The sequence below is a fragment of the Niveispirillum cyanobacteriorum genome, assembly GCF_002868735.1.
GTDB classification, from domain to species: domain Bacteria; phylum Pseudomonadota; class Alphaproteobacteria; order Azospirillales; family Azospirillaceae; genus Niveispirillum; species Niveispirillum cyanobacteriorum.
The window spans coordinates 794,287-820,665 of record NZ_CP025611.1; the positions used below are offsets into that span (position 1 = coordinate 794,287).

Annotated in this window: 18 protein-coding genes and 1 tRNA gene; 12 read left to right on the plus strand and 7 right to left on the minus strand. The window is 63.7% G+C overall.

Features of this window, described 5'->3' with window-relative positions:
• Positions 1 to 220: 220 nt before the first annotated feature.
• The 3 genes from C0V82_RS03540 (at position 221) to C0V82_RS03550 (ending at position 5,442) form a co-directional block, all read left to right on the plus strand.
• Complete coding sequence (locus C0V82_RS03540; RefSeq protein ID WP_102111145.1) at positions 221 to 1,630, plus strand: class II 3-deoxy-7-phosphoheptulonate synthase; 1,410 nt, start codon at positions 221 to 223, stop codon at positions 1,628 to 1,630.
• 365 nt (positions 1,631 to 1,995) lie between these two features.
• Positions 1,996 to 4,074 (plus strand): methyl-accepting chemotaxis protein, encoded by a 2,079-nt coding sequence (locus C0V82_RS03545; protein ID WP_102111146.1) that lies wholly within the window; start codon positions 1,996 to 1,998, stop codon positions 4,072 to 4,074.
• A gap of 72 nt (positions 4,075 to 4,146) precedes the next feature.
• Complete coding sequence (locus tag C0V82_RS03550) at positions 4,147 to 5,442, plus strand: Xaa-Pro dipeptidase (RefSeq protein ID WP_102111147.1); 1,296 nt, start codon at positions 4,147 to 4,149, stop codon at positions 5,440 to 5,442.
• Between the two features lie 4 nt (positions 5,443 to 5,446).
• Here the strand turns inward: C0V82_RS03550 and hpnE are convergent, their stop codons facing one another.
• From hpnE to C0V82_RS03565, 3 genes are all read right to left on the minus strand, one after another.
• Positions 5,447 to 6,703, minus strand: a complete 1,257-nt coding sequence (gene hpnE, locus C0V82_RS03555) for a hydroxysqualene dehydroxylase HpnE (RefSeq protein ID WP_102111148.1) — start codon at positions 6,701 to 6,703, stop codon at positions 5,447 to 5,449.
• Positions 6,700 to 8,454 carry a squalene/phytoene synthase family protein gene (locus tag C0V82_RS03560; protein WP_102111149.1) on the minus strand — a complete coding sequence of 585 codons (1,755 nt, stop codon included), beginning with the start codon at positions 8,452 to 8,454 and terminating at the stop codon, positions 6,700 to 6,702. The genes hpnE and C0V82_RS03560 overlap by 4 nt, the downstream gene beginning before the upstream one ends.
• 256 nt (positions 8,455 to 8,710) lie before the next feature.
• Complete coding sequence (locus tag C0V82_RS03565; RefSeq protein ID WP_102111150.1) at positions 8,711 to 9,337, minus strand: superoxide dismutase; 627 nt, start codon at positions 9,335 to 9,337, stop codon at positions 8,711 to 8,713.
• A 209-nt stretch (positions 9,338 to 9,546) separates the two neighbouring features.
• Here C0V82_RS03565 and C0V82_RS03570 point away from each other — a divergent pair, with 209 nt between their 5' ends.
• Together C0V82_RS03570 and C0V82_RS03575 are read left to right on the plus strand one after the other, a co-directional pair.
• Entirely contained in the window at positions 9,547 to 10,392 is an 846-nt protein-coding gene (locus tag C0V82_RS03570; protein ID WP_102111151.1) for a phytoene/squalene synthase family protein, read from the plus strand.
• A 288-nt stretch (positions 10,393 to 10,680) separates the two neighbouring features.
• Complete coding sequence (locus C0V82_RS03575) at positions 10,681 to 11,649, plus strand: hypothetical protein (RefSeq protein ID WP_102111152.1); 969 nt, start codon at positions 10,681 to 10,683, stop codon at positions 11,647 to 11,649.
• A gap of 56 nt (positions 11,650 to 11,705) precedes the next feature.
• On the opposite strand, the gene trmFO is transcribed toward C0V82_RS03575, so the two are convergent.
• Positions 11,706 to 13,082 (minus strand): methylenetetrahydrofolate--tRNA-(uracil(54)-C(5))-methyltransferase (FADH(2)-oxidizing) TrmFO, encoded by a 1,377-nt coding sequence (gene trmFO / locus C0V82_RS03580; RefSeq protein WP_102111153.1) that lies wholly within the window; start codon positions 13,080 to 13,082, stop codon positions 11,706 to 11,708.
• Between the two features lie 32 nt (positions 13,083 to 13,114).
• Entirely contained in the window at positions 13,115 to 13,294 is a 180-nt protein-coding gene (locus C0V82_RS03585; protein ID WP_102111154.1) for a hypothetical protein, read from the minus strand.
• Positions 13,295 to 13,436: 142 nt separating this feature from the next.
• On the opposite strand from C0V82_RS03585, the gene C0V82_RS03590 reads away from it, so the two are divergent.
• From C0V82_RS03590 to C0V82_RS03610, 5 genes are all read left to right on the plus strand, one after another.
• Complete coding sequence (locus C0V82_RS03590; protein WP_102111155.1) at positions 13,437 to 14,813, plus strand: MATE family efflux transporter; 1,377 nt, start codon at positions 13,437 to 13,439, stop codon at positions 14,811 to 14,813.
• A gap of 107 nt (positions 14,814 to 14,920) precedes the next feature.
• Positions 14,921 to 17,650 carry a DNA gyrase subunit A gene (gene gyrA / locus C0V82_RS03595; RefSeq protein WP_102111156.1) on the plus strand — a complete coding sequence of 910 codons (2,730 nt, stop codon included), beginning with the start codon at positions 14,921 to 14,923 and terminating at the stop codon, positions 17,648 to 17,650.
• Between the two features lie 132 nt (positions 17,651 to 17,782).
• Complete coding sequence (coaD, locus tag C0V82_RS03600; protein ID WP_102111157.1) at positions 17,783 to 18,304, plus strand: pantetheine-phosphate adenylyltransferase; 522 nt, start codon at positions 17,783 to 17,785, stop codon at positions 18,302 to 18,304.
• A 91-nt stretch (positions 18,305 to 18,395) separates the two neighbouring features.
• A tRNA-Lys gene (locus C0V82_RS03605) sits at positions 18,396 to 18,471 on the plus strand.
• A 255-nt stretch (positions 18,472 to 18,726) separates the two neighbouring features.
• Positions 18,727 to 22,542, plus strand: a complete 3,816-nt coding sequence (locus C0V82_RS03610) for a response regulator (RefSeq protein WP_102111158.1) — start codon at positions 18,727 to 18,729, stop codon at positions 22,540 to 22,542.
• Positions 22,543 to 22,549: 7 nt separating this feature from the next.
• Here C0V82_RS03610 and C0V82_RS03615 read toward each other — a convergent pair whose 3' ends face one another.
• A complete protein-coding gene (locus tag C0V82_RS03615) occupies positions 22,550 to 23,722 on the minus strand; it encodes a sialidase family protein (RefSeq protein WP_199772462.1) in 1,173 nt (390 codons plus the stop codon).
• A complete protein-coding gene (locus C0V82_RS03620) occupies positions 23,719 to 24,741 on the minus strand; it encodes a DUF2786 domain-containing protein (RefSeq protein WP_158659713.1) in 1,023 nt (340 codons plus the stop codon). The genes C0V82_RS03615 and C0V82_RS03620 overlap by 4 nt, the downstream gene beginning before the upstream one ends.
• A gap of 469 nt (positions 24,742 to 25,210) precedes the next feature.
• Between C0V82_RS03620 and C0V82_RS03625 the strand changes: the two genes are divergently transcribed.
• On the plus strand, positions 25,211 to 26,047 hold the full coding sequence (locus C0V82_RS03625; RefSeq protein WP_102111160.1) for a protein phosphatase CheZ: 837 nt from the start codon (positions 25,211 to 25,213) through the stop codon (positions 26,045 to 26,047).
• Between the two features lie 17 nt (positions 26,048 to 26,064).
• Positions 26,065 to 26,370, plus strand: coding sequence for an STAS domain-containing protein (locus tag C0V82_RS03630; RefSeq protein WP_054168696.1), 306 nt, complete (start codon positions 26,065 to 26,067; stop codon positions 26,368 to 26,370).
• The last annotated feature ends 9 nt before the right edge of the window (positions 26,371 to 26,379 follow it).

Consider the following 26,379-nt stretch of genomic DNA (forward strand, 5'->3'; position numbering starts at 1 on the left):
GTAATCTGTTTGTGAGTATAGGCAAGGGCTTGCCGGCCTGCGCGGCCTATTTGCGCACGAACATTGCGCAGAATGCAGGTCGTTTGGACTGGAAAATACCAACGCGAGTCGCTTACAAAGTTCGACCCACCGGTGAAATCCGATGCTGGGTAACCCATATGCACATCCCGCCGCCGGGAAGAGGCCGGTGCGGCGATGGCTGTAGAAGGAAGAGCAGGACATGTCGACGGATACGCAGAAGGTGGGGACCGCTGGGCGCTGGACGCCTGACAGCTGGCGCGCCAAGCCGATCCGGCAGGTCCCGTCTTATCCCGACGAAACCAGGTTGAAGGCCGTCGAAGCCAAGCTGGCGGCCTATCCGCCGCTGGTTTTTGCGGGCGAGGCGCGGCGGCTGAAGGATCATCTGGGCAAGGTGGCGCGCGGGGAGGCATTCCTGCTGCAGGGTGGCGATTGCGCCGAAAGCTTTGCCGAGTTCCATCCCAACAATATCCGCGACACGTTCCGCGTGCTGTTGCAGATGGCGGTCGTGCTGACCTTCGGTGCCGCGACGCCTGTCGTGAAGGTGGGGCGATTGGCCGGGCAGTTCGCCAAGCCGCGTTCCGCCGATACAGAGGTGATCGATGGCGTTGAGCTGCCCAGCTATCGCGGCGACATCATCAACGGCTTCGACTTCACGCCCGATGCCCGCATCCCCGATCCCGAGCGGATGGTCCAGGCTTACAATCAGTCTGCCAGCACCCTGAACCTGCTGCGTGCCTTCGCCCAGGGTGGCTATGCCGATCTGCACAAGGTGCATCAGTGGAACTTGGGCTTTGTGGAGAAAAGTCCGCAGGGCGAGCGTTATCAGGACTTGGCCAACCGTCTGGACGAGACGCTGTCCTTCATGGCTGCCTGCGGCATCACAGGTGAAACCACGCCGCAGATCCGTGAGACGGAACTGTTTACCAGCCATGAGGCGTTGCTGCTGCCTTATGAGCAGGCGCTGACCCGCATCGACAGCACGACCGGCGATTGGTACGACGTGTCGGCCCATATGCTGTGGATCGGCGACCGCACGCGCCAGCATGATGGCGCACATGTGGAGTTCCTGCGGGGGGTGAAGAACCCGGTCGGCCTGAAATGCGGCCCGACCATGGACCCGGATGACCTGATCCGCCTGATCGACATCCTGAACCCGGCGGATGAGGCGGGGCGCCTGACCCTGATCGTGCGCATGGGCTCCGATAAGGTGGCGGACAAGCTGGCGCCGCTGGTCCGCAAGGTGCAGCGGGAGGGTCGGACCGTCGTCTGGTCTTGCGACCCGATGCATGGCAACACCGTCAAGTCCTCCACCGGCTTCAAAACCCGTCCGTTCGACCGGGTCCTGGGCGAGGTGCGGGGCTTCATGGAGGTCATCCGGTCCGAAGGTGCGCATCCCGGCGGTGTGCATTTCGAAATGACCGGTCAGGACGTGACGGAATGCACGGGCGGCGCCCAGGCCATTACCGACCATGCCTTGGCACTGCGTTACCACACCGCCTGCGATCCGCGCCTGAATGCCAGTCAGTCGCTGGAACTGGCCTTCCTGATCGCGGAAACGCTGAAGGCTGTGCGTGACGGTCAGCCGCGTACCCGTGTGGCGGCCGAATAAAAACTATCCCTGCGGTTGTGGCATGCGCTGCAATCATAGGTCTGCTTTGTGTCAGGAGTCTGAGGCCCCAAAACGCCAGTTTCGGATGTTTTGGGGCCTTATCTTGTTGTAATTTAACGATTTTTTTAAATTATGTGTGGTTGTAACAGTTGGTAGCCGCATTGCGCTGCTTATTCTATATCCATGAACGGTAAGCCGCCTTGGTAGAGTTGTCCTGTTGGAAATTGGCGGAAATCCGCCATTGCTATCGATAGCAATCATGGTGTTTCGTCGTTAATCCATACAGTGGCAACCGGTCGAAACATTTAAAGAAAATTTTAATTATCGGAGCAGTTAATGCCCCCATCGAATGACAGGGGGGCGTTATGTTCAAGAAACTTCCGTTGGTAACGAAGTTGATCCTGGCGATCATCCTCGTCCTTGTTGCCGGCCTTGGCGTGGGCATTGTTGCCATTACGGAAAGCAGCGGGGAGAGCACCGACACCCTGTCATTGGAGGTTGGGCAGCGGCTGGGCCAATATCATGGTGCCCTGGTTGAACGTCGCCTGAACGATGCCATGGATGTCAGCCGTTTTGTGGCGACCTCCATGCTCAGCATGAAGCAGGCCGGGATTGTTAACCGGGCCCAGTTGAACACCTGGCTGAAGGCGCAGTTGGAAGCCAATCCAGGTGTGCTGGCTGTCTGGGTTGGCATGGAGCCCAACGCCCTGGATGGCAAGGATGCCGCTGCTGCGAACACGCCGGGCAGCGATGCCGCCGGCCGCTTTGTCCCCTATTGGAACCGTGGTTCCGGGAAGGTGGACCTGGAACCACTGGTCGATTTTGATACCGACGGGGCCGGCGATTACTATCAGCTGCCCAAGCGTCTGATGCGCGAGGTGGCGATTGAGCCCTACACCTATACGGTCGCTGGGAAGTCCACCTTGATCATGTCACTGGCTGTGCCGATCATTGAGAACGGCACGTTCATAGGCGTGGCGGGTGTCGATATCGCGACCGATGGTATCGGTGATGAACTGAAATCAGTGAAACCGTTTGATACGGGCAGCGTCTCTCTGATTTCAAACGGGGGGCTGTGGGTTGGCTATGCCAACCGCGATCATCTGGGCAAGCCCATCGGGCAGACTAACGAGAAGCTGAAGGAAGCGCTGCCTGCTATCAAGGAAGGCCGGGCCCATTCGCACCTTTCTTTCTCGAAAAGCCTGAATACCGAGGTGACGCAGCTGTTCGTGCCGATCCAGATCGGCACCACCCGTACGCCGTGGTCCATCATGGTCAATCTGCCCATGGACAAGATTGAGGCACCGAAGGTTCAGCTGCGCAACGCCATCCTGATCGGTGCCCTGGTCCTGACGGCGATTCTGGTCCTGGCGCTGTGGTATTCCACCCGCCAAATCGTCGGCACGCCGCTGCGCCGGATCATAAATACCGTGCAGGCGCTGACCAGTGGCAACCATGCGGTGGAGGTGACTGACCGTGACCGTGGGGATGAGATTGGCGCCATCAACACGGCCCTGCAGCTGTTCAAGGAAAATGCCGGCCGCGTGGCGGAGATGGAGGAACAGCGGCGTCAGGACGAACAGGCCGCCGCTGAAAGCCGCCGTCAGGAATTGAACCGTCTGGCCGATGAATTTGAAAGCTCCGTCGGGCATGTCGTATCGGCCGTGGCCGAACAGTCCGACAGCATCCGCAGTGATGCCGAGGCCCTGTCCGCCATCGCCACCCAGACCAATTCCCAGGCGACCGTCGTGTCAAACTCCGCCGATATCGCCAATGCCAATGTGCAGACGGTGGCGGCAGCGGCAGAGGAACTGGCCTATTCGATCGAAGAGATCAACCAACGCATCGCTGATAGCTCCCGTCGCGCGACAGAGGCTGTGGGCGAGGTCGAGCGGACCAACGGCACCGTTGCCGGTCTGGCCGAGGCAGCCCAGAAAATCGGCGATGTCGTTAACCTGATTCAGTCCATTGCGGCCCAGACCAACCTGCTGGCCCTGAATGCCACGATCGAGGCGGCCCGCGCCGGGGAGGCCGGCAAAGGCTTCGCTGTCGTTGCCTCGGAGGTGAAAAGCCTGGCCAACCAGACAGCCAAGGCGACGGAGGAAATCGCGGGGCAGGTTGCCGCCATCCAGTCTGTCAGCGGCACCGCCGTCAGCGCCATCCAGTCCATTGGCCGCACCATCGTCAGCATCAGCGAGACGGTGACCACCATCGCTGCGGCTGCCGAAGAACAGGGTGCCGCCACCCGTGAAATCAGCCGGAATGTGCAGGAAGCGGCCACCGGTACGCGGGAGGTGACATCCAATATCGAGGGCGTGACCCAGGCCGCCGCCGAAACCGGGCGGATGGCAGCCCAGGCGCGCAACGCGTCGGACAGCTTGTCTCAGGAAGCCACGCTGCTGCGTCAGGAGGTTCAGCGTTTCGTCAGTGGTATTCGCGCCTGATACAGGCTGGCTTAATTTATGCGGCCCCTTGTGTTACGCCTTTGGCAACTGACAATAAGGGGCCGCGATCCCATGGCAATCTCTCTCTCCCGTTCGCTTTCCGCTCTGCTTCTGGCCGCCACCGCATTGGGCGGGGTGTTGTCCGCGCAGGCTGCCACCACCTATATCCAGGCTGACCGAATGGTCGATGTCGTGTCCGGAAAGCTGGTGGAGAAACCGGCCCTGGTTATCACCGATGGCCGTATCACGAGCGTGGGGACGCAAGGGTCGGTGGCGGTGCCGGATGGGGCGGCACGTCTGGACCTGACGGGCATGACCATTCTGCCCGGCCTGATCGACATGCATGTGCATCTGACGGGCCGGCATGACATGCACGGCTATGAGGGGCTGGCGGAATCGACGGGGGATGAAACGATCAATGGCGTCATCCACGCGGAAAAGACCCTGATGGCCGGCTTCACGGCGGCGCGTAACCTCGGTGCCGCCGGTTATTCCGACGTCGCCCTGCGCCGGGCCCTGGCGGCCAACCGTCTGAACGGCCCCCGTCTCTACGTCTCCGGTCCCTCCATCGGGGCCACGGGCGGCCATTGCGACAACAACCTGCTGCCGCCCGAATATGACGCGCACAGCCAGGGTGCCGCCGACGGCCCCTGGGGCGTGGTCAAGAAGGTGCGCGAGGTGAAGAAATACGGCGCCGACCTGATCAAGATCTGCGCCACCGGTGGTGTCCTGTCCAAGGGTACGCAGGTCGGCGCCCAGCAACTGGCGCAGGAAGAAATGGACGCCATCGTGGCGGAGGCTAAGCGCCTGGGACTGAAAGTCGCCGCCCATGCCCATGGCACAGCCGGCATCAAGGCCGCCATCCGCGCCGGTGTGGACACGGTCGAACATGCCAGCTTCATTGATGATGAAGGCATCAAGCTGGCGAAGGAGCGCGGCACCTACCTGTCCATGGATATCTACAACACCGAATATATCCTGTCGGCGGGGGAGGCGGCGGGCTTCCTGCCGGAAAGCCTGGCCAAGGAACGGGTGGTCGGCAAGACCCAGCGTGAAAGCTTCAGCCGCGCCGTGAAGGCCGGGGTAAAGATGGTTTTCGGCTCCGACGCCGGCGTCTATCCCCATGGCGACAATGGCAAGCAGTTCAGCCGCATGGTGCAGTTCGGGATGACGCCGCTGCAGGCCATTCAGGCCGCCACGGTCAATGCCGCCGATGCGCTGGGTGCGTCCGCCGATGTCGGCACCCTGGCCGTTGGCCGCTATGGCGACCTGATCGCGGTCAAGGGCGATCCGCTGGCCGATATCTCGATCCTGGAAAAGGTCGATGTGGTGGTGAAGGGCGGGGATGTGGTGAAGGGTAAGCCCTGAACCATTATTGCGCCGCCATCGCTGCGGCCCGGTGTCCCGACTGTACCGCCCCCTCGATGGTGGCGGGAAGACCGGTATCGGTCCAGTCGCCGGCCAGCAGCAGATTGGCCGACAGTTGCGGCCCCGGACGGCGGCGCTGCTGATCCGGCGTGGCGGCAAACGTGGCGCGCTTTTCCTTGACGATCCGGCCCGATGCCGGGCGGTCGGGATCAAGCCCCGTCGCCGCCGCCACATCCCGCCAGATCAGGCGAAGCAGATCGTCAGCATCGCGGTCCATAAGGGCATCCGCCGCGCTGATGGTCACCGACAGCACGTCGCCGCGCAGGAACAGCCATTCCGCCACCCCGCCGACCAGACCGATCAGGGGCAGGCCACCGGGCAGCGTAACCGGGCTTTGCAGCCGGTAATGGGCATTCAGGATGGCGTGATACCGGTCAGGCACCGACAAATCGGGCAGAAGGCGTGCGGCGACCTCCGGCGGTACGGCCAGGACCACCTTGTCATGGGCCGCCAGAACAATCCGTTCCGACCCGAAATCCAGGGCAGATACAAGGCCATCCGCTGTCCGCTCCAGTGCTTTCAGACGAGCCCCAAACCGTGCTGCCGCACCAGATCGGGCGAGATAGGCCAGCGCCGGATCGACCAGGGCGCCTGATAACCCGGCCGGCCCCGCGATCCAGGGGCGGCAGGCCTCTGCCCCGCGCAGCAGGGTGCGGCGGAACACGGACCAGAGCAGGCGGGCAGACCCTGTGTCGTACGGTGTGTTCAGAATGCTGACGGCAAGCGGCTTCCACAGCCGCTCCGTCAACGGCGTCCCCGCTGGCAGTACATCCGCTACCGGCGCATCCGGGCTGACAAAGGCCAGTTTGAACGCAGCCAGATAGTCCAGCAGCCTACTGTCAGGCACCCGCCGGGCAGGATTGGTAAGCCAAAGGGGAAGCGGGCCGTTGCCGGGGCGCAGGGTCCAGGACCGCCTATCCCGCAGGTCCAGAAAGGGCAGGGCGACCGGATCAACCGTAATCAAGCCCGCCCGCCCCCCAATCCGGTCCAGATAGGCGAAGCATTCGGGATTGGCGCCCAGGATCAGGTGATTGCCATTATCGATCACCCTATCCAGCAAACCGTCATGCCAGGACCGGCAGCGGCCACCGGCATGATCGGTTGCTTCGTAAAGGATGACGTCGCGACCAGAACCGGCCAGTGCCGTGGCACAGGCCAGCCCCGCCAGCCCGGCCCCGACCACATGGACCGTGCCGGTCACAGGCGGGGGGCGCGGCCCAGGGCGCAGGACAGCGCCACGCTGATCTTTTCCCACTTGCCCAGGCGCGGGCGGCGGGACAGGGCGTCAGGTGACCAGCCCCGCTGACGCAGGCGCAACAGAATGCGGTGATACAGCACCATCATGGCGGCGGCCGGCCACAGCTTGCGATGCGGCTGCTTCAACAGGCCGTTGGCCTGATGGAAAGCGGCTTCCGCACGGGCGGCCAGCGCCTCGCAGACCTGCGGCAATGCCGGGTCAGTTAGCAGGGAGACGGGATCGGACTGCACGGCATAAATGTCGATGCCCGCATCCTCCAGCATCTCCTCCGGCAGGTAGCAGCGGCCATCGCGCGCATCCTCCTCCACATCCCGCAGGATGTTGGTGAGCTGCAACGCCTCGCCCAGCGCCAGAGCAAAGGCATCGGCGCTTGCATCGCCCTTGCCAAAGACGCGCACGGACAACAGGCCCACAGCCCCCGCCACGCGCCGGCAATATTGCGCCAGCATGCCAAGCGAGGGGGCGCGGATGGGCCCATCCACATCCATCATCATGCCGTCAATCACGGCCTGGAATTCGGCCTGGGGCAGGTTATAGCGCCGCACGGCAGAAGCCAGATCGCGCAGCCGGCCATGATGGCGGCCCGGGCTGGGCATGCCATACATGGCGTCGATGCGCCGCTGCCAGTCGGTCAGGGCGCCGCGCTTGACCTCGTTATTCTCCTTGCCGTCGGCAATGTCGTCCACGGCGCGGCAGAAGCCATAGATGGCGAACATCGCCCGGCGCTTGCGCTGCCCCAGCAGCCGCAGCGGCCAGTAGAAGGTGGAGGTGCCGCAACTGCCGGCCTTGGCCAGCCCGCTTTCGGGTGACAGGCGCGGCGGGCGGCGCGACATGCCGCGCAACACACCCAGCAGCACCGCGCCCAGCCGGCTGAACGCCGACAATTGCACCTTGCCGGCCAGCGGGTCACGCCGACGCAACTGCTTCGACAGGGCCACCGCCATCTCGATAATGACCGCCGATTCCATGCGCAGGCCCGGATTGGCGATCAGGCGGGGCAGGGCACCGGCCCGGCGTAGCAGCGAATCGACATTGTCGAGCGTCCGGTCGATCACGGCACGAACGGGGGGCGTCGCCTCCGTCTCGACCAGATGTTCGACCGATCCACCGGCCTCCTTGAACCAGGCGGTGGGCAGGTAGCAGCGGCCTAACTCCACCCAGTCATGCCGGCAATCCTGGATATGGTTCAGGATCTGCAGCGCGGTGCACAGTGCGTCCGAGGCGGGGGCGGCATTGATCCCCTCCCCATGCAGTTCCAGCAGGAAGCGGCCCACGGGGTTCGCGGAATAACGGCAGTAAAGGACAAGGTCCTGCCATGTCTTGCAATGGCTGCCCGTGGCATCACGGCGGAAGGCTTGCAACAACTGCCGGGCATGCAGGCCCGATACGCCAGTGGCCGTCTGCGTTGCCTTCAGCGTCAGGGCAGGGGCCAGCCACGGCTGGTTGCCGATGCCACTGACCAGGGCGCGTTCCAGCGCGTCCAACTGTGCAATCTTCATGTCGGGTTCGACATGGGGATCATCGGCAATATCATCGCCCAGCCGCGCGAACGCATAAAAGGCCATGACATGCGGGCGATAGGGAGCCGGGATCAGCCGGGAGGCGACGGGAAAATTCTCCGCCTCCGCGCCCTTGCGGGCGGCGGGGTCGCCCGGTTGGGCGGGGTTCTGTGCTGACAGGCGGAATTCAGCCATGGGTCCCGGCGCTCTTCATCATCGTGTCCTTACTCTGCCATGACAGAGAGGCACGGTGAAGTGGCGATAATGCGGCGCGGCCCCGATATGACAAACCCCGCCGGCTTGCACCGACGGGGTTCGCAGCAGACATCAGACCAGGAGAGCATACCACCGGTCATCTCCATGACTGGTGGAGGCCGGCGACTGCCGGCCCGCGCCACATGGGGCGTGAGCCAAGGGTGCGGATGCGCCCGCCCGGCGCCTGAGGGAAAACTTAGATCACCGCACCGGCCTTGATCTTGGCCAGACGCGCGTTCACCGCGTCCCAGCTGACGGTGTTCCACCAGGCGGCCAGATAGTCCGCGCGGCGGTTCTGATACTTCAGATAATAGGCGTGTTCCCACACGTCATTGCCGAACAGGACGGGCGTGCCGTTGAACAGCGGCGTGTCCTGGTTCGGCTGTGCGACGATGGCCAGTTTGCCGGCGGCGTCGGCGGTGACGAACACCCAGCCGGAGCCGAACTGCTTGGTCCCGGCCTCATTGAACTTCTTCTTGAAGTCGTCGAAGCTGCCGAAATCGCGGGTGATGGCCGCGCCGACATCGCCGGTCGGATCGCCGCCGCCATTCGGACCCATGATGGACCAGAACATGGAATGGTTGGCGTGACCGCCGCCATTGTTGCGGACGGCGGTGCGGATGCTTTCCGGCAGCTCGCCCAGACGCTTCAGCAGGTCTTCCAGCGACAGGTCATGCAACTGGCTGTGGTCGGCCAGGGCATTGTTCAGGTTGGTGATATAGGTCTGGTGATGCTTGCCATGGTGGGTGGCCATGGTCAGCGCGTCGATATGCGGCTCCAGCGCCGCGGTGTCATAGGTCAGTGCCGGCAGGGTGAAGGCCATGATGATGGCTCCTGTTCTCTCTCGGGGTGGGTGTCGCCCCTGACGCGGGGACGACCGGACACGGGGTTGAGAGATACGACCGCACCGCGCGCGGGTCAACCCGATCCACCCCTGAATAATTGTCGTATCAACCATATGGGATGCTTGGGCTTTGCGAACAGGGGCGGAGCGCCTATAAGGCGGCATCACCCCTGATGGATTGAGCAAGAATGGCGCCCCCCGCCCTGTCCGCCTGTGCCGAGGCGGTCCGCAAGCATGATAATGACCGGTTCCTGACGGCCCTGTTCGCGCCGGCAACGGTCCGTGAAGATATGTTCGCGCTGTACGCCTTCAATCATGAGGTCGCCAAAACGCGCGAGGTGGTGACAGAGCCGACCTTGGGCCAGATCCGCTTGCAATGGTGGCGGGAAAGCATCGACGGCGCCTATGCCGGTACCCCCCGCCGGCATGAGGTGGTGGAACCGCTGGCCGCATCCATCGCCCGGCACGGCCTGGACCGCACCCAGTTCGATCTGCTGATCGACGGGCGGGAGGCGGACATGGATGACGAGGCGCCAGCCGACATGGAATGCTTGGTCAATTACGCCCAGGTCACGGGGGCACCCCTGACCCGGCTGGCCTGTCAAACACTCGGGCTGCGTGATCAGGCCACGATGGAGGCAGCAAGGCTGGTCGGTACAGCCTGGGCGCTGACCGGTATCCTGCGCGCCACGCCCTTCCTGGCGCGTGGCCACCGCTCCCGCCTGCCGCTGACCCTGATGGTCGAACATGGGGTGACCGAGCCGGCCTTGTTCGACCTGAAGCCGGAACCCGGCCTGTCCAGCGTGGCCGCCGCCGTGGCCGATACGGCCCGTTCGCTGCTGTCAGACGCCCGCCGGTTGCGGCGGGAGGTGCCGAAGGCCGCCCTGCCGGCCCTGCTGCCAGCCATTCTGGCTGACCATTATCTGGGCCGGATGGCGGCGGCTGGCTATGACCTGATGAACCCTGGCCTGCTGCGCCCCAGCGTGCGCCGCCCGCTGTCGGTCGGCTGGGCCGCGACCGTCGGGCGGTGGTAGTCCACAGCCTGTGCAACATTGTGCACCATAAAATCGGGGCGTGTTTCATATCGGGGGCCTTCCCGAACACCTGCGCCCGGCCTGGACACAGCCAACCCCTCAATTGTTCGAATATAGCACGAAACGGCCCCGCATGCAGCGGTTAACCCATTAAAATGGGTTTAGTGGCGCCTGCAATTATGCTCGCTTTACGTGAAAATGTCAGATGCCTGATCGGCGGACTTTCTGTATGTTTGGTGCCGGATGTCGGGTAACGCCGCGTCCAACCAACGGCGAAGGGGGCTGATCATGCTGGACGCGGTGCAGGGGCTGTTCCTTTCTTATGTTTCGGGCGGCGGCAGTGTGGAGGCCGCCTACCATTTCAACGTCTCCTTCGATGGCGGGCAGACGCAGACACCCCTGCTAATGGATACCGGCTCCCCCTGGTTGAATGTCGGGGCGGATTACCTGCCCGATGGCACCTATCAGGTGATCGAGCCGCAGCCGCCCTACACCCCTCCCTTCTATTCCAGCAGCGGTAAGGCCTATCAGGGGCAGTGGGTGACGGTGTCCGCCATTGTCACCGGGGGGAACGGGGCCAGTTTCACCGTGCCGTCGCTGACGATCTTCCGCAGCACCAGCCCGTCCAACGTCGCCATGATGGGGGTCAGTACCCGCATGACGGGCCTGGACCCGCTGAACATCTTCCTGAACGTGCCGGAGATCGTGGCCGGTACCTGGGCCCCCGGTTACATGCTGGACCAGAATGGCGTGCTGTTCGGCTATGACGCCGCATTGGCGCAGCAATTCCTGCAGGTGCCAGTGAACATGAATCTGGGGCAGCGGACGGCATCCGCCAGCGTCACCCTGTCGCCACCGGCCAATAGCGGCCTGACGCAATATGACGCCACGCTGCCCTTCCTGATGGATACCGGCATCGATTACACCATCATCACACCCAACCAGCCCGACACGCCAAACCAGCCCGGTAATCCGCCACCCAACCCGGCGGACTGGGAGCAGGCCAACCCCAATGGCGGCCAAATGCTGATCCCGGATGTCACCGTTGGTGTGGTATTGGGCAGCGTATCATGGGGCTTCAACACCAGCCAATGCGGTGGTGCACCCGTCAACCCCGCCTATGCAAGGCTGGCCGTACCGTCACAGTACGGCATTCTCAATACGGGCCGGCATTTCCTGGCAAGCTATAAGTACATGATCCAGTTGGATGAACGGATCGGTGCGACGACGGGGGTTATGGGCTTCCTGAAGGTCTGAGCGAACGCTTCAAGGGGAGCCTGTAGTGGGAGGCGGCGCAGGGTGAGCGGTACAGATCACTGCACCGCCTGACCCTCGCCACCTTCCAGCCACCCCGCCAAATCCCGCAAAGCCCGCGTGCTGTAGGCCTTCTTGCGGTCCTTGCCGTGCAGTTCCTTGCCATTCGGCTGACGCTCAGTCACGGGCGGGAACAGGCCGAAATTGACGTTCATGGGCTGGAACGTCTCTGCCTCTGCCCCGCCCGTGATGTGGGCCAGAAGCGCACCCAGGGCCGTGGTACGCGGGGGCAGGGAGGGTTCACTGCCCAGCCGGTCGGCGGCAGCAAAGCGCCCGGCCATCAGGCCGACAGCGGCACTTTCGACATAGCCTTCGCAGCCGGTAATCTGCCCAGCAAAGCGCAGCCGCGGCATGGCCTTCAGGCGCAAGGACCCGTCCAGCAGGCGCGGCGAATTGATGAAGGTGTTACGGTGCAGGCCGCCCAGACGCGCGAACTCTGCATTCTCCAGGCCGGGGATCATGCGGAAGACCCGCACCTGTTCGGCATATTTCAGCTTGGTCTGGAACCCGACCAGATTATAGAGCGTGCCCAGCGCATTATCCTGACGCAGCTGCACCACGGCATAGGGGCGCTTGCCCTCATGCGGGTTGGTCAGGCCCACGGGTTTCATGGGGCCATAGCGCAGGGTGTCGACGCCGCGCTCCGCCATCACCTCAATGGGCAGGCAGCCTTCGAAATAGGGGGTGTTCTTCTCCCACTCCTTGAAGTCGCCCTTTTCCCCATCGATCAGCGCCTGGATGAAGGCCTGATACTGCTCCTTGTCCATGGCGCAGTTGATATAGTCCTTGCCGGTACCGCCCGGCCCGACCTTGTCATAGCGCGACTGGAACCAGGCCTTGGACAGGTCGATGCTGTCGGTATGGATGATCGGGGCGATGGCGTCGAAGAAGCTGAGCTGTTCTTCGCCCGTGAAGGCGCGGATGGCCTCGGCCAGCTTCATGCTGGTCAGGGGCCCCGTGGCGATGATGGTATTATCCCAGTCTTCGGGCGGAATGCCGGCCACTTCGCCCCGCTCCACCGTCACCAACGGATGGCTGGTCAGGGTGGCGGTCACGTGTTCGGCGAAATGATCGCGGTCCACGGCCAGTGCGCCGCCCGCCGGCACCTTGTGCGTGTCGGCCGCCGTCAGGATCAGCGAGCCGCAGCGGCGCATCTCCTCATGCAGCAGGCCGACGGCGTTATACTCGGCATCGTCGGACCGGAAGGAGTTGGAACAGACCAGCTCCGCAAAGAAATCCGTCTGGTGCGCATCCGTTTTCTGGACAGGGCGCATCTCATGCAGGATGACGGGGATGCCGGCCTGAGCGATCTGCCAAGCAGCTTCGCTGCCGGCCATGCCGGCGCCGATGACGTGGATGGGGTTCTTCTGGGTCATGGGCCGTGATGTCGCGCGCCACGGCCCCGCCGTCAAGCCCCCAGCATGCATGTGCGACCGGACATGTGCATCGGCTTGGGTTCAGGGTCCGGCTGCGGCACGGGTGGCGGTTCGGGCGGCCCGCCCGGCTGCGGTGTCGGCAGCTCGTCCGGCGGCGGCACTTCGGTCTGGTCGGGCGGGGTGGAGCCGGGAAGCGGTGGCACGATGCCCATGGGCCGGGTCCTTTCTTGTGACGGTTGCTACCAACCAACCCCGGCGTGGGCTGAATTGTTCCCCCGACATGGCGGCACTGGACATTTCCGATATCGGATGTATCGTGCGCGGCGTTTCATGCTTACTGGATTCATCCCCCAAATGACCCTTGCTGTCCAACAGGCCGAAATCCTTTCCCACCGCATTCGCCGCCATGTGCGCGAATTGTTTCGTCTGGCCATTCCTGTGATCATCGCACGGGCGGGAATCATGGTGATGGCCTTGACGGACACCTTGATGGTGGGCCGTTTCGGGGCGCAGGAACTGGCCTATTACGGGTTGGGCAACATGCCGGTGGGCGTGATGATGGGCGTCATGGTCGGCCTGCTGCTGGGGGTGGTGGTGATGGTTTCCCAAGCCGTTGGACGCGGTGAGGATGCGAGCACTGGTACCATCTGGCGCCGCGCCATTCCCTATTCGCTGTTGGTCGGCGGGGTGATGGCCGGGCTGTGCCTGTGGGGGGAGGAATTCCTGCTTGTCACAGGGCAGGCGCCGGATTTGGCCGCCGGTGGGGCCGGCGTGATGGCGGTGATCGCCATTGGCATGCCCGCCGCCGGGCTGCATCTGGCCACCAGCCTGTATCTGGAGGGGATGAAACGACCGATTCCCGGTATGGTCGCGATGCTGATCGGCAATGTTTTGAATGTCGGGCTTAACTGGGTTCTGGTCTGGGGCCATTTCGGATTTCCCGCCATGGGGGCCGAAGGGGCCGCCTGGGCCACCACCATCCTGCGCTGGCTGGGGGCCATCGGCCTGATCGCCTATGTCTGGTGGCTGCCGCAGCGTCAAGCCTGGGGAATCCGGGGCGGGTTCAAGGGTTGGTGGCGCGACAGCGGCGACCAGCGGCAGGTCGGTTATGCGGCGGGTCTGTCCAACGGACTGGAGGGGTCTGCCTTCGCCGCCCTTGCCCTTTTCGCGGGCTGGCTGGGCGCCATGTCGGTCGGTGCCTATACGATCGGGCTGAACCTGATCGCTCTTCCTTTCATGTGCGCCCTGGGACTGGCGACGGCCACATCGGTACGTGTGGGCAATGCCTATGGTGCCGGAGATCGGGTGGAAACCAAGGTCGCGGGCTGGACAGGCCTTGGCGTGACCAGTGTCATCCTGGCCCTGGTCGGCGTGATCTTCCTGCTGTTCCCCACCTGGGTTGCATCGCAATTCACGGCTGACCCGGCGCTTGTTGCCCTGACGGCGCCGTTGCTGGCCCTGTCCGCTTGGCTGCTGATCGCCGATGGCGGGCAGGTGGTGATGGCGCAGGCCCTACGTGGACGCAGCGATACCTGGGTACCCACCGCCATGCATTTTGTCAGCTATTACGCCATCATGATGCCGCTGGGCTGGTTCCTGGCCTTCCCCATGGGGCATGGGGTGCTGGGCCTGTTTATGGGCATCCTGATCGCCAGTTTCGTGGCTGTCAGCTTTCTTATGGGCCGTTTCTGGTGGCTGTCGCGCCGGGATGATCGGGCCGCGGTGGGGTGATTTCCCCTTTCGTTGTTCGCACCCGCGAATGGTGCTACAAGGGGTGCCCGATGGCTGGTATCCCCGGCCCTCTGGTTTTGTAGACCCGTAATGACGAGTTCCCCTCGGTGACCTCCACGCCCGCTCTGCCGTCCGATATCACGCCCATCACCATCGAAGATGAGATGCGGCGATCCTATCTCGATTACGCGATGAGCGTGATCGTTAGCCGAGCCCTGCCGGATGTTCGCGATGGGTTGAAGCCCGTGCATCGCCGCATCCTGTTCGCCATGAAGGAAGGCGGATACGACAGCACCAAGCCCTACAAGAAGTCGGCGCGTATCGTCGGTGACGTGATGGGTAAATACCATCCGCACGGCGACAGCGCGATTTACGACGCCATGGTGCGTATGGCGCAGGATTTCTCCATGCGCCTGCCCCTGATCGACGGTCAGGGCAATTACGGCTCCATGGATGGCGATGCGGCGGCGGCCATGCGTTACACCGAGGCCCGTCTGGCCAAGGTCGCCGAATTCATGCTGGACGATATCGACAAGGAAACCGTCGATTTCCAGCCGAACTATGACGAGTCGGAAGAAGAACCAACGGTCCTTCCGGCCAAGTTCCCCAACCTGCTGGTCAATGGCGCCGGCGGTATCGCGGTGGGCATGGCCACCAACATCCCCCCCCATAATCTGGGGGAGGTGATCGACGCCTGTCTGGCCTATATCGACAACCCCGACATCTCGATTGATGAGCTGATCGAAATCGTCCCCGGCCCGGATTTCCCCACCGGTGCGCTGATCCTGGGCCGGTCGGGCATCCGGTCGGCCTTCCATACGGGCCGTGGCAGCGTGATCATGCGCGCCAAGACGGAGGTGGAGGAGATCCGCAAGGATCGCTGGGCCATCGTCGCCACCGAAATCCCGTTCCAGGTGAACAAGGGCAAGCTGCTGGAACGCATTGCCGAATGCGTAAACGAGAAGCTGGTCGAGGGCATCAGCGATGTCCGCGACGAGTCGGACCGCGACGGCGTGCGCGTGGTCGTTGAACTGAAGCGCGATGCCGTGCCCGACGTCGTTCTGGCGCAGCTGTTCCGTCATACCGCCCTGCAGACCAGCTTTGGCGTGAACACGCTGGCGCTGAATGGCGGTCGTCCCGAACTGATGGACCTGAAGACCATCATCGCCGCCTTTGTCCGCTTCCGCGAACAGGTAGTGACGCGGCGCACGGAGTTCGAGCTGGGCAAGGCGCGCGAGCGCGCCCACATTTTGGTCGGTCTGGCCGTTGCCGTCGCCAACCTGGATGAGATGATCGCGCTCATCCGCAACGCGCCTGATCCGCAGACGGCGCGTGAGCAGATGATGGCCCGCGACTGGCCCGCCGCCGACGTGGCGCCGTTGATCGCGCTGATTGACGAGCCGGGCCGTGGCCTGTCGGAGGCTGGGACCTACCGCGTGTCCGAAGCCCAGGCCCGCGCCATCCTTGACCTGCGCCTGCACCGCCTGACCGGGCTGGAGCGTGACAAGATCGGCGAGGAACTGACCGGCGTTACCGATCAGATTAAGACCTACCTGGCGATCCTGGCCGATCGTTTCCTGCTGCTGGATGTAATCCGCAACGAGCTGGGCGAGATGAAGGCCCGCTTTGCCACCCCGCGCCGCACCCAGATCGAGGAGTCGGAGTTCGAGTCTGACATCGAGGACCTGATCCAGCGCGAGGATATGGTCGTCATCGTCACCCAGGGCGGCTATATCAAGCGCGTGCCGCTCTCCACCTATCGGGCGCAGGCGCGTGGTGGCAAGGGCCGCTCAGGCATGAGCCTGAAGGCGGAGGACAATGTCTCCGACCTGTTCGTGTCCAACACCCACACACCCATGCTGTTCTTCACCAGCCGGGGTATCGTCCATAAGCTGAAGGTCTATCGCCTGCCGCAGGGCACGCCGCAGACGCGCGGCAAGGCCCTTGTCAATCTGCTGCCGCTGGAGGAGGGGGAAACCATCTCCACCGTCATGCCGATGCCGGAGGATGAGGGCACCTGGGGCGATCTGGAGATCGTGTTTGCCACCAGCAAGGGCGGCATCCGCCGCAACAAGCTGTCGGACTTCCAGAATATCCGCGCCAATGGCCTGATCGCCATGAAGCTGGAGGAAGAGGGCGAGACCCTGATTTCCGTCCGCACCTGTACCGATCAGGATGATGTGTTGCTGGCCACCCATCTGGGCCGCTGCATCCGCTTCCCCGTCACCGAAGTGCGCGTCTTCTCCGGCCGTACCTCTACCGGCGTGCGCGGCATCAAATTGGCCAGCGGGGATGCGGTGATCGGCATGTCGATCCTGCACCATACTGATTACAGCATGGAAGAACGCGCCGCCTATCTGAAGCAGGCGCGCGAACTGCGCCGGGCCGAGGGCGAGGATACCGACGATGCGGTGGATGTGGATGCCGAGCCGGTGGGCGAAGCGACGCTGTCGGCGGAGCAGTTCGCCGAAATGAAGGCGCGCGAGGAAATGATCCTCACCGTGTCCGAACAGGGCTTCGGCAAGCGTACATCGGCCTACGAGTACCGCCTGACGGGCCGTGGCGGCCAGGGCATCTGGAACATGGATATGGGTGACCGCAACAAGGCCATTGCCGCCGTGTTCCCCATCCATGAGACCGATCAGCTGATGATGGTCAGCGATGGCGGCCAGGTCATCCGCATGCCCGTCCATGACATCCGCCTGACGGGCCGCAAGAGCAAGGGCGTCACCCTGTTCCGTTTGTCGGGCGAGGAGAAGGTGGTGTCCGTGGCCCGTCTGGAAGATGACGGTTCCGAAACCAGTGGCGACTCCGCCGAGGTCGCCGCGACCGAGTGAGTTGACGACAATCCGCGTCGGTTTCAGGGAGAGAGCCCCTGGAACAGACGCGGGTGACCGGACAAGTGCGCGGGCCATGGACCCGTCCCGACGGTCAGCAGACAGAGCCTTGAGGGGAAGGGGAAGAGGACCATGGCGGCACCGCGTATCGGCGTCTATCCGGGCACATTCGACCCGGTAACCAACGGTCATTTCGATATTATCCAGCGCGCCTGCCGTATGGTGGATCATCTGATCGTCGGCGTGGCCAGCAATGCCGGCAAGGGTCCGCTTTACACTACGGACGAACGCGTCGCCCTGGTGGCGGGCGAACTGGCCACCTTGAACCAGCAGGGGTTCAGCGTGGAGGTCCGGCCATTCGACCAGCTGTTGATGAAATTCGCGGTGGATTGCGGGGCATCGGTGATTATCCGCGGCCTTCGCGCCGTTTCAGATTTCGAATACGAGTTTCAGATGGCCGGCATGAATGCCCGCCTGAACCCGGCTGTCGATACTGTCTTCCTGATGGCGTCGGACAAGCACCAGTTCATCTCGTCCCGCTTCGTGAAAGAGATCGGACGGCTGGGCGGTGATATCAGCCAGTTCGTTAGCCCACGCGTCGCGGCCAGCCTTCAGGCTCGTTTCGATGCCGAAAGGGCGAACAAGCCGGGGTGAAGCCCTGCGAAAATTCAAAGGTGCGATGCCGCATCGCGCATGTTGACGGACGCCGTCGGCTTGCCTATGGTGCGCGCCACTTCGGGAGCATGATTCCGTAGCTCAGTCGGTAGAGCACGTGACTTTTAATCATGGGGTCGTGGGTTCGAATCCCACCGGAATCACCATCCCGGAGTAAATTCAGTCTGTTACGAGAAGGCCCGGACATTGCACCGGGCCTTTCGTTTTTGCGATGTTTCCATCATCGGTGGAAAGATACATTCCCTGCCCAAAGGATATAAGCAGGCGATTGCGCGCTATGCGTGTCGCCTACATACTATGCTGTGTGGAAAGCCATCCACCAGTGGCGACGACGGGCGATTCCGGCGTCGGCGGGGTTCCGGTCGTGTTTCCACTTCTCTTGTGCACGGAACACGCCTGTGTTGAGCCCTTGGTACCGTATCCAGGACGATGAAACGATACGGGCTGCCCAATCGGCGGCCTTCGTCCGGCAGTTGCCCATGATCATTCTGGGAAATCTGCTGGGCGCATGGATCGGTGCCGTCGTCCTTTGGCATGATTTCTCGTTTCTGGCGTTGACCCCCCTTCTGCTGGGGGTGCCTCTGCTGATGCTGCCGGCCATCCGGGGGCTGTTGCGCAGCCGGGGACGGCGCCCACCGCGCACAGCATCCCGCCGGCGAATTCGCACCATCATTTTCAGTTCAAGCGTCATGGGTCTCTATTGGGGCGGCATGATGCTGTTCTACCTGTCCAATGCTCCGCTGGAGGCAAAGGCGCTGCTGCTGGGTGGCTGCGCTTTCCTGGCCGTGGGGGCCAACGCCGCCCTGTCGGTGGTGCCGCAGGCCTGTGTCGCCTATGCCGGCCCCATGATGGCGGCTGCCATCGTGCTGAGTATTGCCGACCGCAGCGACCCGATCTGGCTGGGCACGTCCCTGCTGATGCTGCTGATGAGTATGGGGCAGATCCTGTTCCTGCGCGGCAACTGGGAAGGATTTCGCGCCCTGCGCTGGGGAGAGGAACGGATGGCGGCGGCGCAGCGCGTCGCCAATCTGGCCTGGCTGGTGGAGGATGCGGGCGGCGGTTGCGAAATCTCCGGCAACCTGCCGCGTCTGATGGGCCTGTCGCATGACGAGGCGATGTCCACCGAACGCCTGCCCGCCCTGATCGCCGAACGTCTGGAGGCGGGGGAGCAGGCTGACGCACTGCGCAGCGCCGATGGTGTCATCAACCGGCTGTGCCGGCTGACCATGCCCGATGGCGGTCACCGCTGGATCCGGGAGGAAAGCGCTCCCGTCCTGGGTGATGGCGACCGTGTCAGCCAATGGATTCGCACCTTCCAGGATGTCAGCCTGCTGGAGGAGACGCGGGCCACGGCGCGATCGCGGGAAACGATGCTGGCCACCGTCCTGGACACGGTGGATCAGGGAATTGTGGCCTTTGATGCCGATCTGCGCGTCCTGGCCTTCAACACCCGCTTCATTTCCATGCATGGCCTGCCACCTGGCCTGTGCCGGCAGGGCGTGGGCATGCGCGACCTGATCCGCTGGAAGGCCCTGCGGGAAGAATATGGCCCCGTGGCGCCGGACGGTGTCGATGCCCTGATCGATGAAAGACTGCGCGGCACCGCCAATAACGAGCCGCATCATTTCGAACTGACAAGGCCTGACGGAACCGTGCTGGACGCCCATGGCAACCCGATGCCGGGCGGTGGCTTCGTCACGTCCTATGCCGATGTTACCCAGGCGCGCCGGCGCGAGGAGGAGCTGCAACGACTTGCTGAGGCGCTGGGCGAGGCGAAGCTGGCCGCCGAGGCCGCCAGCCGCGCCAAGTCGGAATTCCTGGCCAATATGAGCCATGAAATCCGTACGCCCATGAACGCCGTGATCGGCATGAGCTATCTGGCGCTGCGCACCGATCTGCCGCCCAAGGCGCGCGAATATCTGACCAAGATCGAAGAGGCCGGCAAATCCCTGCTGGGCATCATCAACAGCGTTCTGGACCTGTCCAAGATCGAAGCAGGCCGCGTCACCATCGAATGCGTAGATTTCCTGCTGGATGAGTTGCTGGACGCTGTTGCCTCGCTGCATGCCGACGAGGCGCGGCGCCATGGTCTGCAATTCATCCTGCGGCGGCCCACGGGGGCGCCGCGTGTGCTGCTGGGCGACCCGCTGCGTCTGACCCAGGTGATCAGCAACCTGATCGCCAACGCCATCAAGTTTACCCATGAGGGCCGTGTCACCGTCACCGCCACATTCGAAGCCGAGGAGAATGAGAGCCTGCGCTTGTCGGTGCAGGTGGAGGATACCGGCATCGGCATGAGCGCGGAGCAGATGGAACGGCTGTTCATCAGCTTCTCCCAGGCCGACAGTTCCACCACCCGCCGCTATGGCGGCACCGGGCTGGGGCTCGCCATCAGCCGGCAACTGGTGGAGATGATGGGGGGCACTATCGGCGTTGAAAGCGCCGTCGGGCAGGGTAGCCGCTTCCATTTCAGCCTGCCGCTGCGCTGGCGTCCCGTCGCTTCCGGCGATCTGTTGCACAGCGATGTGGACCTGACGGGCAAGCGCGCTCTGCTGGTCGATGACAGCGCGCTGGCCATCGACGTCCTGACCAGCATGCTGGAACAGTACGGGCTGGCGGTGGAAGGTGTGCAGACGGTTGAGGAGGCGCTGGAACGTCTGCGCCGCAGCGAGGGATCGGGGTACGATCTCGTCATCGCTGATTGGCGCATGCCGGGAACGGACGGATTGGATCTGTGCCGTGCCATCATGGCCGCCGCATCGCCGCCACCGCCCATGCTGATGGTCACCGCCTTTGATGTGGACGAGTTGGCCGCCGCCACGGCGGGCACGCCCGTACGCAACATCCTCGCCAAGCCAGTGACGCCAACGGCCCTGCGCGAGGCGTTGCGTCAGTCCTTCGCACAGGCGCGGGGGCCGGCATCGACCAGCGCCCGGCCCGAGGAAAGGCTGGCCCCGGTTGCCGGAGGTGAAATCCTGCTGGTCGAGGATAACCCGCTGAACCAGCAGGTGGCGTTCGACATGCTGACCCGATGGGGTATGCATGTCACCCTGGCCGAGGACGGGCGGCAGGCCGCCGACAAGGTGAAGGCCGGCCGGTTCGATCTGGTGCTGATGGATATCCAGATGCCGGTGATGGATGGGTATCAGGCGACCCGCGTGATCCGGGAAGAGGCGCTGGCCGTGCCCGGCAAGCCGCGCCTGCCCATCCTGGCCATGACTGCACACGCGCTGCAAAGTGATCGGCAGAAATGCCGCGAGGCCGGCATGGACGGCCATGTCACCAAGCCCGTGGTAGTGGACGAACTGGTCGAAGTGCTGCTGACATGGCTGCCGCGCCGCGCCGCGGACGCCGCCGTGGTCTCCGCGGCGCTGACCGTCCCCCCGCGTCTGATGATCAATTTCCTGCGTGAATTGCCGCCCCTTCTGGATGTGGAGGACGCGCTGAAACGGGCGGATGGCAATCCCGATCTGCTGCTTCGGCTTTTGGATGGATTCGCGCGGCAGCAGGGGGCGGATTTCCTGCATCTGCGTACGGCGATCCAGGCGCGCGATGCGGACACCGTCCTGCCCATCTTGCACACACTGGCCGGTACTGCGGCCAGCATCGGTGCCGCCGACCTGGGCGATCAAGCCCGCGCGGTGGAAGACATGATGCGCTCCGGCCATGATCACTGGGCCGCTTCTGTTGAGCCCGTGCTGGATCGGCTGTCGGCTATCCTCGCCCGGCTGGCACAGCGGCCCGCCCAAACGCCGGAGTATGAGGCGACAAACACAGCCGCGGTGCCTTCGGTGGAACCGGAGGCACCGCATATCCTGGTGGTGGATGATAACGACATGAACCTGACCCTGGTGACCAGCGTGCTGGCCCGCGCCGGGTACCGCGTCAGCCAGGCACTGTCGGGGCAGCAGGCCATCGATGCGGTTGCGGACACGTCGTTCGATGCTGTCCTGATGGATGTGCAGATGCCGGGCATGGATGGGGCCGCCGCGACACGTCGTATCCGTTCCCTGCCGGGACCGGGCCGGCATGTACGCATCATCGGCATGACGGCAGCGGAACGGTCGCGGGCATGGCCGGCACTGGCGGTGGCAGGCATGGACGGCTTCATCGGCAAGCCCTTTACCGCCACCTCCCTGATCGATCAGGTCCGCGCCGAAATGTCATCGCCCCTGATCCGCGAAGAAGAGGATGAGGAAGAGGGGCAGGGTGTCTGACCTCCTGTCAGCGGGCCAGAGAGGCCAGCGGTACGCGCGTCACCTCGATATCTTCCTTGTTCGTGCTGTAGGCTACGTAGAGATAGCCATTCCAGATCAGGCTTTTGGGATAATGATATCCGGGGCGCTTGAACCGGCCCGCATGCCTTAAAGGCGGCAGATCACCGGCACCACGCAGCAGGAACGAGCGGTCGAACACATGTCCGTCCGCCGACAGAGTCAGGGCCAGCGGAATCCGTGCCTTGTCCTGGCTGACGGCAGTGGCCAGAAAGGCGGCGCCGTCCGGCAGGTTGCCGGCGCTCTGTTTGGCCCGCGCGTCCGGCATGTCAGTAAGAAACGGCAAGGTCCAGCTTTCGCCCCGGTCACAGCTTTCCGATGCCAGCTGCCGGAAGCTTTCGGCCTGATCGCGGAACACCATGATGGCGCAATCCCCTCGCAGGAACAGGCTTGGTTCCAACTCCCGGCTGACCCGTCCTTCATGCGGCAGATTGTCAAACCGCCCACGGACCCAGCCCGTCACGGCCAACGGATCATCCGTGTACCAGGGGGCGACGATCATGCCCGGCCGTTGATGAAAGGCAGTGATGATGCGGCCATCGCGAAGGGCGTGGGGGTCCTGTTCGATGATGCCTTCAACCGGCTTTCCATCCTTGCCCATCACGCGACGTGCCGGTGACCAGTTCTGTCCGTCCTCACTGATCCGGTATTCTGCATAACCGCCATCACCAGACTGAAACCCCGTCGGCCAGACATTGGTGAAGGCGACCAACCGCTGCCCATCGGTCCACCAGCCGCCGTTGGAGCGCATCTCTCCCGGTCTGGTGGCGGGGGGCGACAGGGCGGCTGGTGGTGACCATGTCTTGCCGCCATCATCGCTCACGCTGTGGGCGATCCAGGTGTCCAGCGTATCCTCATCGCGCTGCGATGCCTGCCATTGTGCATGCAACCGTCCCTTGAACGCGATCAGCACGACACCATTATGGAACTTGTCCCGCGCGTCGGGGGCGGGGGAGAAGATCGTAAAGGTTTCCGTTCCCGGCGCCGGCACCAGCCCCAGATCGCCGGGCCGATCATGGTTGAACAGGCCGGTTGCCACGGTATAGGGCGGTCCATCCGCCATAGCCACCGGTGTCATAAGGGTGAGGGTGCTCAACAAGGCAATGCCCGGCAGGAATTTCATGTGTGGTTTCCCTGTGTCTGGGCCCCATCGGTGACGCGGCGGCGCAGGTTGCCCACTGTCTGCGGCGATACGCCGACGCGCCGGGCGATTTCACGGTCAGGCAGGCTGGCCATGGCGGGATCGGACAGGATGCGCATCACTTCTTCGCGCCGTTCCGAGGCGGTGCGGAAATGGGTGGGTGAACCGATCTCCGTTTCCGGCCCATCCGGGTCCCGGCTAGCGCGGTCGATACCGGCCAGATGGCGCAGGTCGGCTAGGATCGCTGCCTCCACCCAGCTGCCGCGCCCGCTATGGGCCCGCCAATATTCGGCCCTGGCCAGGGCATCCTGGATCGTCGCGGCGCGCAGCCCATGTTCGACAAGCCGGCGGATCACGATGGCGCGAGCATAGGCGGGCAGGTCCAGATGACGCGTCGGCTCGATATCCTCGGCGATCACCTGTCCATCCAGGCTCCGGACGGACGCGATTTCGAACCCGCGCTTTTCCCAGTATTCAAGCTCTGCCAGCGCGCCTGTGACACTGATCGGCAGGGAATAGGCCGTTTCCACGGCCCGGCGGATTTCCGGTGGCATGTGGCGGGGCAGGCTGTCGCTGGTCCAGCCGGACAGGCTCCGCGTCCAGCGCTCATTGGGGGCGTCCTGAGCCACCGACCAGCGGGCGACGGCGGCCCGCAGCAGCTTTTCCCGTGAACAGGGGGCCATCACGGCTTCCCGCCCGCCATGCCGGTCCAGTACCGCCTGTGCGTCAGGCACACCAGCCCGCGCCCGCCGGCCCTTGAAATCGGGCCGTGGGGTGGGGGCGGCCGTCGGGGAGGCAGCGGGCGGCGGCGGGGGCGGCGGTGCAGGCGGCGGTGGCGGTGCGATCGGTGCCGTTTCCATCAGCATGGCGGCCAGGTCGGAGAAGCGTTTGCCGTCGCGGGCCAGAAGGCGCCGTGCGCTTTCAATGGCGGCTGCGGCCTCGCCCTCGTTCGAGCTGTCGACCAGGGCCAGCACCTTGCCCAGCTTAACGAGATCCAGCATCCGAAAACCGTCCATATTGGACGGTCAGCATAGCAGCACCCCGCGCCCTGTCCAGTTCGGCCACGCGGCAGCGCACAAATTCTCCCGATCCTTGGTTGCGCGACGGGCCTGACAGTTTCCGGTAAAGAGACGATTCTGCCCTATTAAGGAAGTCCGTGCCCGTCCGGCATCAAGTGCTGACATACATACGCAATCTAAATTCTATCGAAGCGCAATAGGGGCGGTAATGGCTGAAGGGCAGGGGATTGGTGAATGACCCTGACGGCAAACACTGATCCGATCCTGATGATCCCCGTGGCGCCCAAGGATTTGCCGAGGCCGGACAAAATCCGCATCCGGACGCGGTGCAATCATTTGCTGCGCTTACCCGGATGGTGGTAGCAATAAGGCGGGCCGGGTTGCCAGCCGCGTGGGGCGGCGGGACCGGGTAACGGCCCGACATAAGGAATGGTGCGGCATCTTGCACGAAATGGGTAACATTCCGGGTCTGCCAGAGGCGGAGTATACCGCCCTTTACGACCGAATCGCACAGTCGCCGCAAGGACTTGCCTTTTTGCGCGAGCATGCGCGCCGGGCGGGCGACGCTGGCCAGTCAAAGGTCGACGCGGCCTTGCAGGACCTGCGCTATCTGTTCGAAAGCCAGGCCAGCCTGATGCAGACCTCTGGCCGGGCCGAGGTGCTGCGTAATGAGCTGCTGGAAATGGCGGCCTCCATCGAACATGCGCGACGCGAGATTGCGGCACTGCGCCCGAAGGACCAGTCCAACAACCGTCTGGACATCGCCACCAACGAACTGGACGCCATCGTTTCCACGACGGAGCGGGCCTCTATCGAGATTCTGCAATCTGCCGAACGGTTGATGGAGGTCGCGGGCCGGCTGAAGCGTCTGGGTGCTGATGCCGATCTGGTCAGCGATATCGAGAACGAAGTCACCAATATCTTCACGGCCTGTTCCTTCCAGGACCTGACGGGGCAGCGCACCAGCAAGGTGGTCAACGCCCTGCGCTATGTGGAGCAGCGTATCAACGCCATGATCTCCATCTGGAGCATCGAAGGCGTGAAGGCGCCGGCGCCCGCCGGCCCCGTCGATACGCGTCCCGACGCGCATCTGTTGGGCGGTCCCCGTGATGATGGTGTGAACCAGAATGATGTGGATGCGTTGATGTCGGGGGCCACACCGGCACCGCGTCCGGCATCGCCGCCCCCGCCGCCGCCGAAGCCGGCGTCCCCTGCCGCCGCCTCTGCGGCGGATGAGGAGCCGCCGAACCCGCTTGATCAATCCGAAATCGACAATCTGTTCGACTGATTTAACGGAGACTTCTGATGGACTACACCGTCCACACCGCCGCTGATGGGTTGCGCGTCACCCTGTCGGGCCGTATGACGCTGATCGACCATGAAAAGTTCCGCAACGTGGTCGATGCGATCGAAAAGGCGGAAGGTACCGTCTGCATTTTCGATCTGACGAAGCTGGAATTCGTCGACAGTTCCGGCCTGGGCATGTTCCTCATCGCCCGCGACGTCGCCTTGCCGAAGAAAATGGAGATCGAGCTGTTCGGCGCACAGGAATCGGTTAAGCGCATCCTGCAGATCGCCAAGTTCCAGACACTGTTCCGCGTCACCCCCTGACCCTGGCGC

Coding starts and splice junctions, on each gene's coding strand:
- C0V82_RS03540 (WP_102111145.1), top strand. CDS start 221: ATGTCGACGGATACGCAGAAGGTGGGGACCGCTGGGCGCTGGACGCCT.
- C0V82_RS03545 (WP_102111146.1), top strand. CDS start 1,996: ATGTTCAAGAAACTTCCGTTGGTAACGAAGTTGATCCTGGCGATCATC.
- C0V82_RS03550 (WP_102111147.1), top strand. CDS start 4,147: ATGGCAATCTCTCTCTCCCGTTCGCTTTCCGCTCTGCTTCTGGCCGCC.
- C0V82_RS03560 (WP_102111149.1), bottom strand. CDS start 8,454: ATGGCTGAATTCCGCCTGTCAGCACAGAACCCCGCCCAACCGGGCGAC.
- C0V82_RS03565 (WP_102111150.1), bottom strand. CDS start 9,337: ATGGCCTTCACCCTGCCGGCACTGACCTATGACACCGCGGCGCTGGAG.
- C0V82_RS03570 (WP_102111151.1), top strand. CDS start 9,547: ATGGCGCCCCCCGCCCTGTCCGCCTGTGCCGAGGCGGTCCGCAAGCAT.
- C0V82_RS03575 (WP_102111152.1), top strand. CDS start 10,681: ATGCTGGACGCGGTGCAGGGGCTGTTCCTTTCTTATGTTTCGGGCGGC.
- trmFO (WP_102111153.1), bottom strand. CDS start 13,082: ATGACCCAGAAGAACCCCATCCACGTCATCGGCGCCGGCATGGCCGGC.
- C0V82_RS03585 (WP_102111154.1), bottom strand. CDS start 13,294: ATGGGCATCGTGCCACCGCTTCCCGGCTCCACCCCGCCCGACCAGACC.
- C0V82_RS03590 (WP_102111155.1), top strand. CDS start 13,437: ATGACCCTTGCTGTCCAACAGGCCGAAATCCTTTCCCACCGCATTCGC.
- coaD (WP_102111157.1), top strand. CDS start 17,783: ATGGCGGCACCGCGTATCGGCGTCTATCCGGGCACATTCGACCCGGTA.
- C0V82_RS03615 (WP_199772462.1), bottom strand. CDS start 23,722: ATGAAATTCCTGCCGGGCATTGCCTTGTTGAGCACCCTCACCCTTATG.
- C0V82_RS03620 (WP_158659713.1), bottom strand. CDS start 24,741: ATGCTGGATCTCGTTAAGCTGGGCAAGGTGCTGGCCCTGGTCGACAGC.
- C0V82_RS03625 (WP_102111160.1), top strand. CDS start 25,211: ATGGGTAACATTCCGGGTCTGCCAGAGGCGGAGTATACCGCCCTTTAC.
- C0V82_RS03630 (WP_054168696.1), top strand. CDS start 26,065: ATGGACTACACCGTCCACACCGCCGCTGATGGGTTGCGCGTCACCCTG.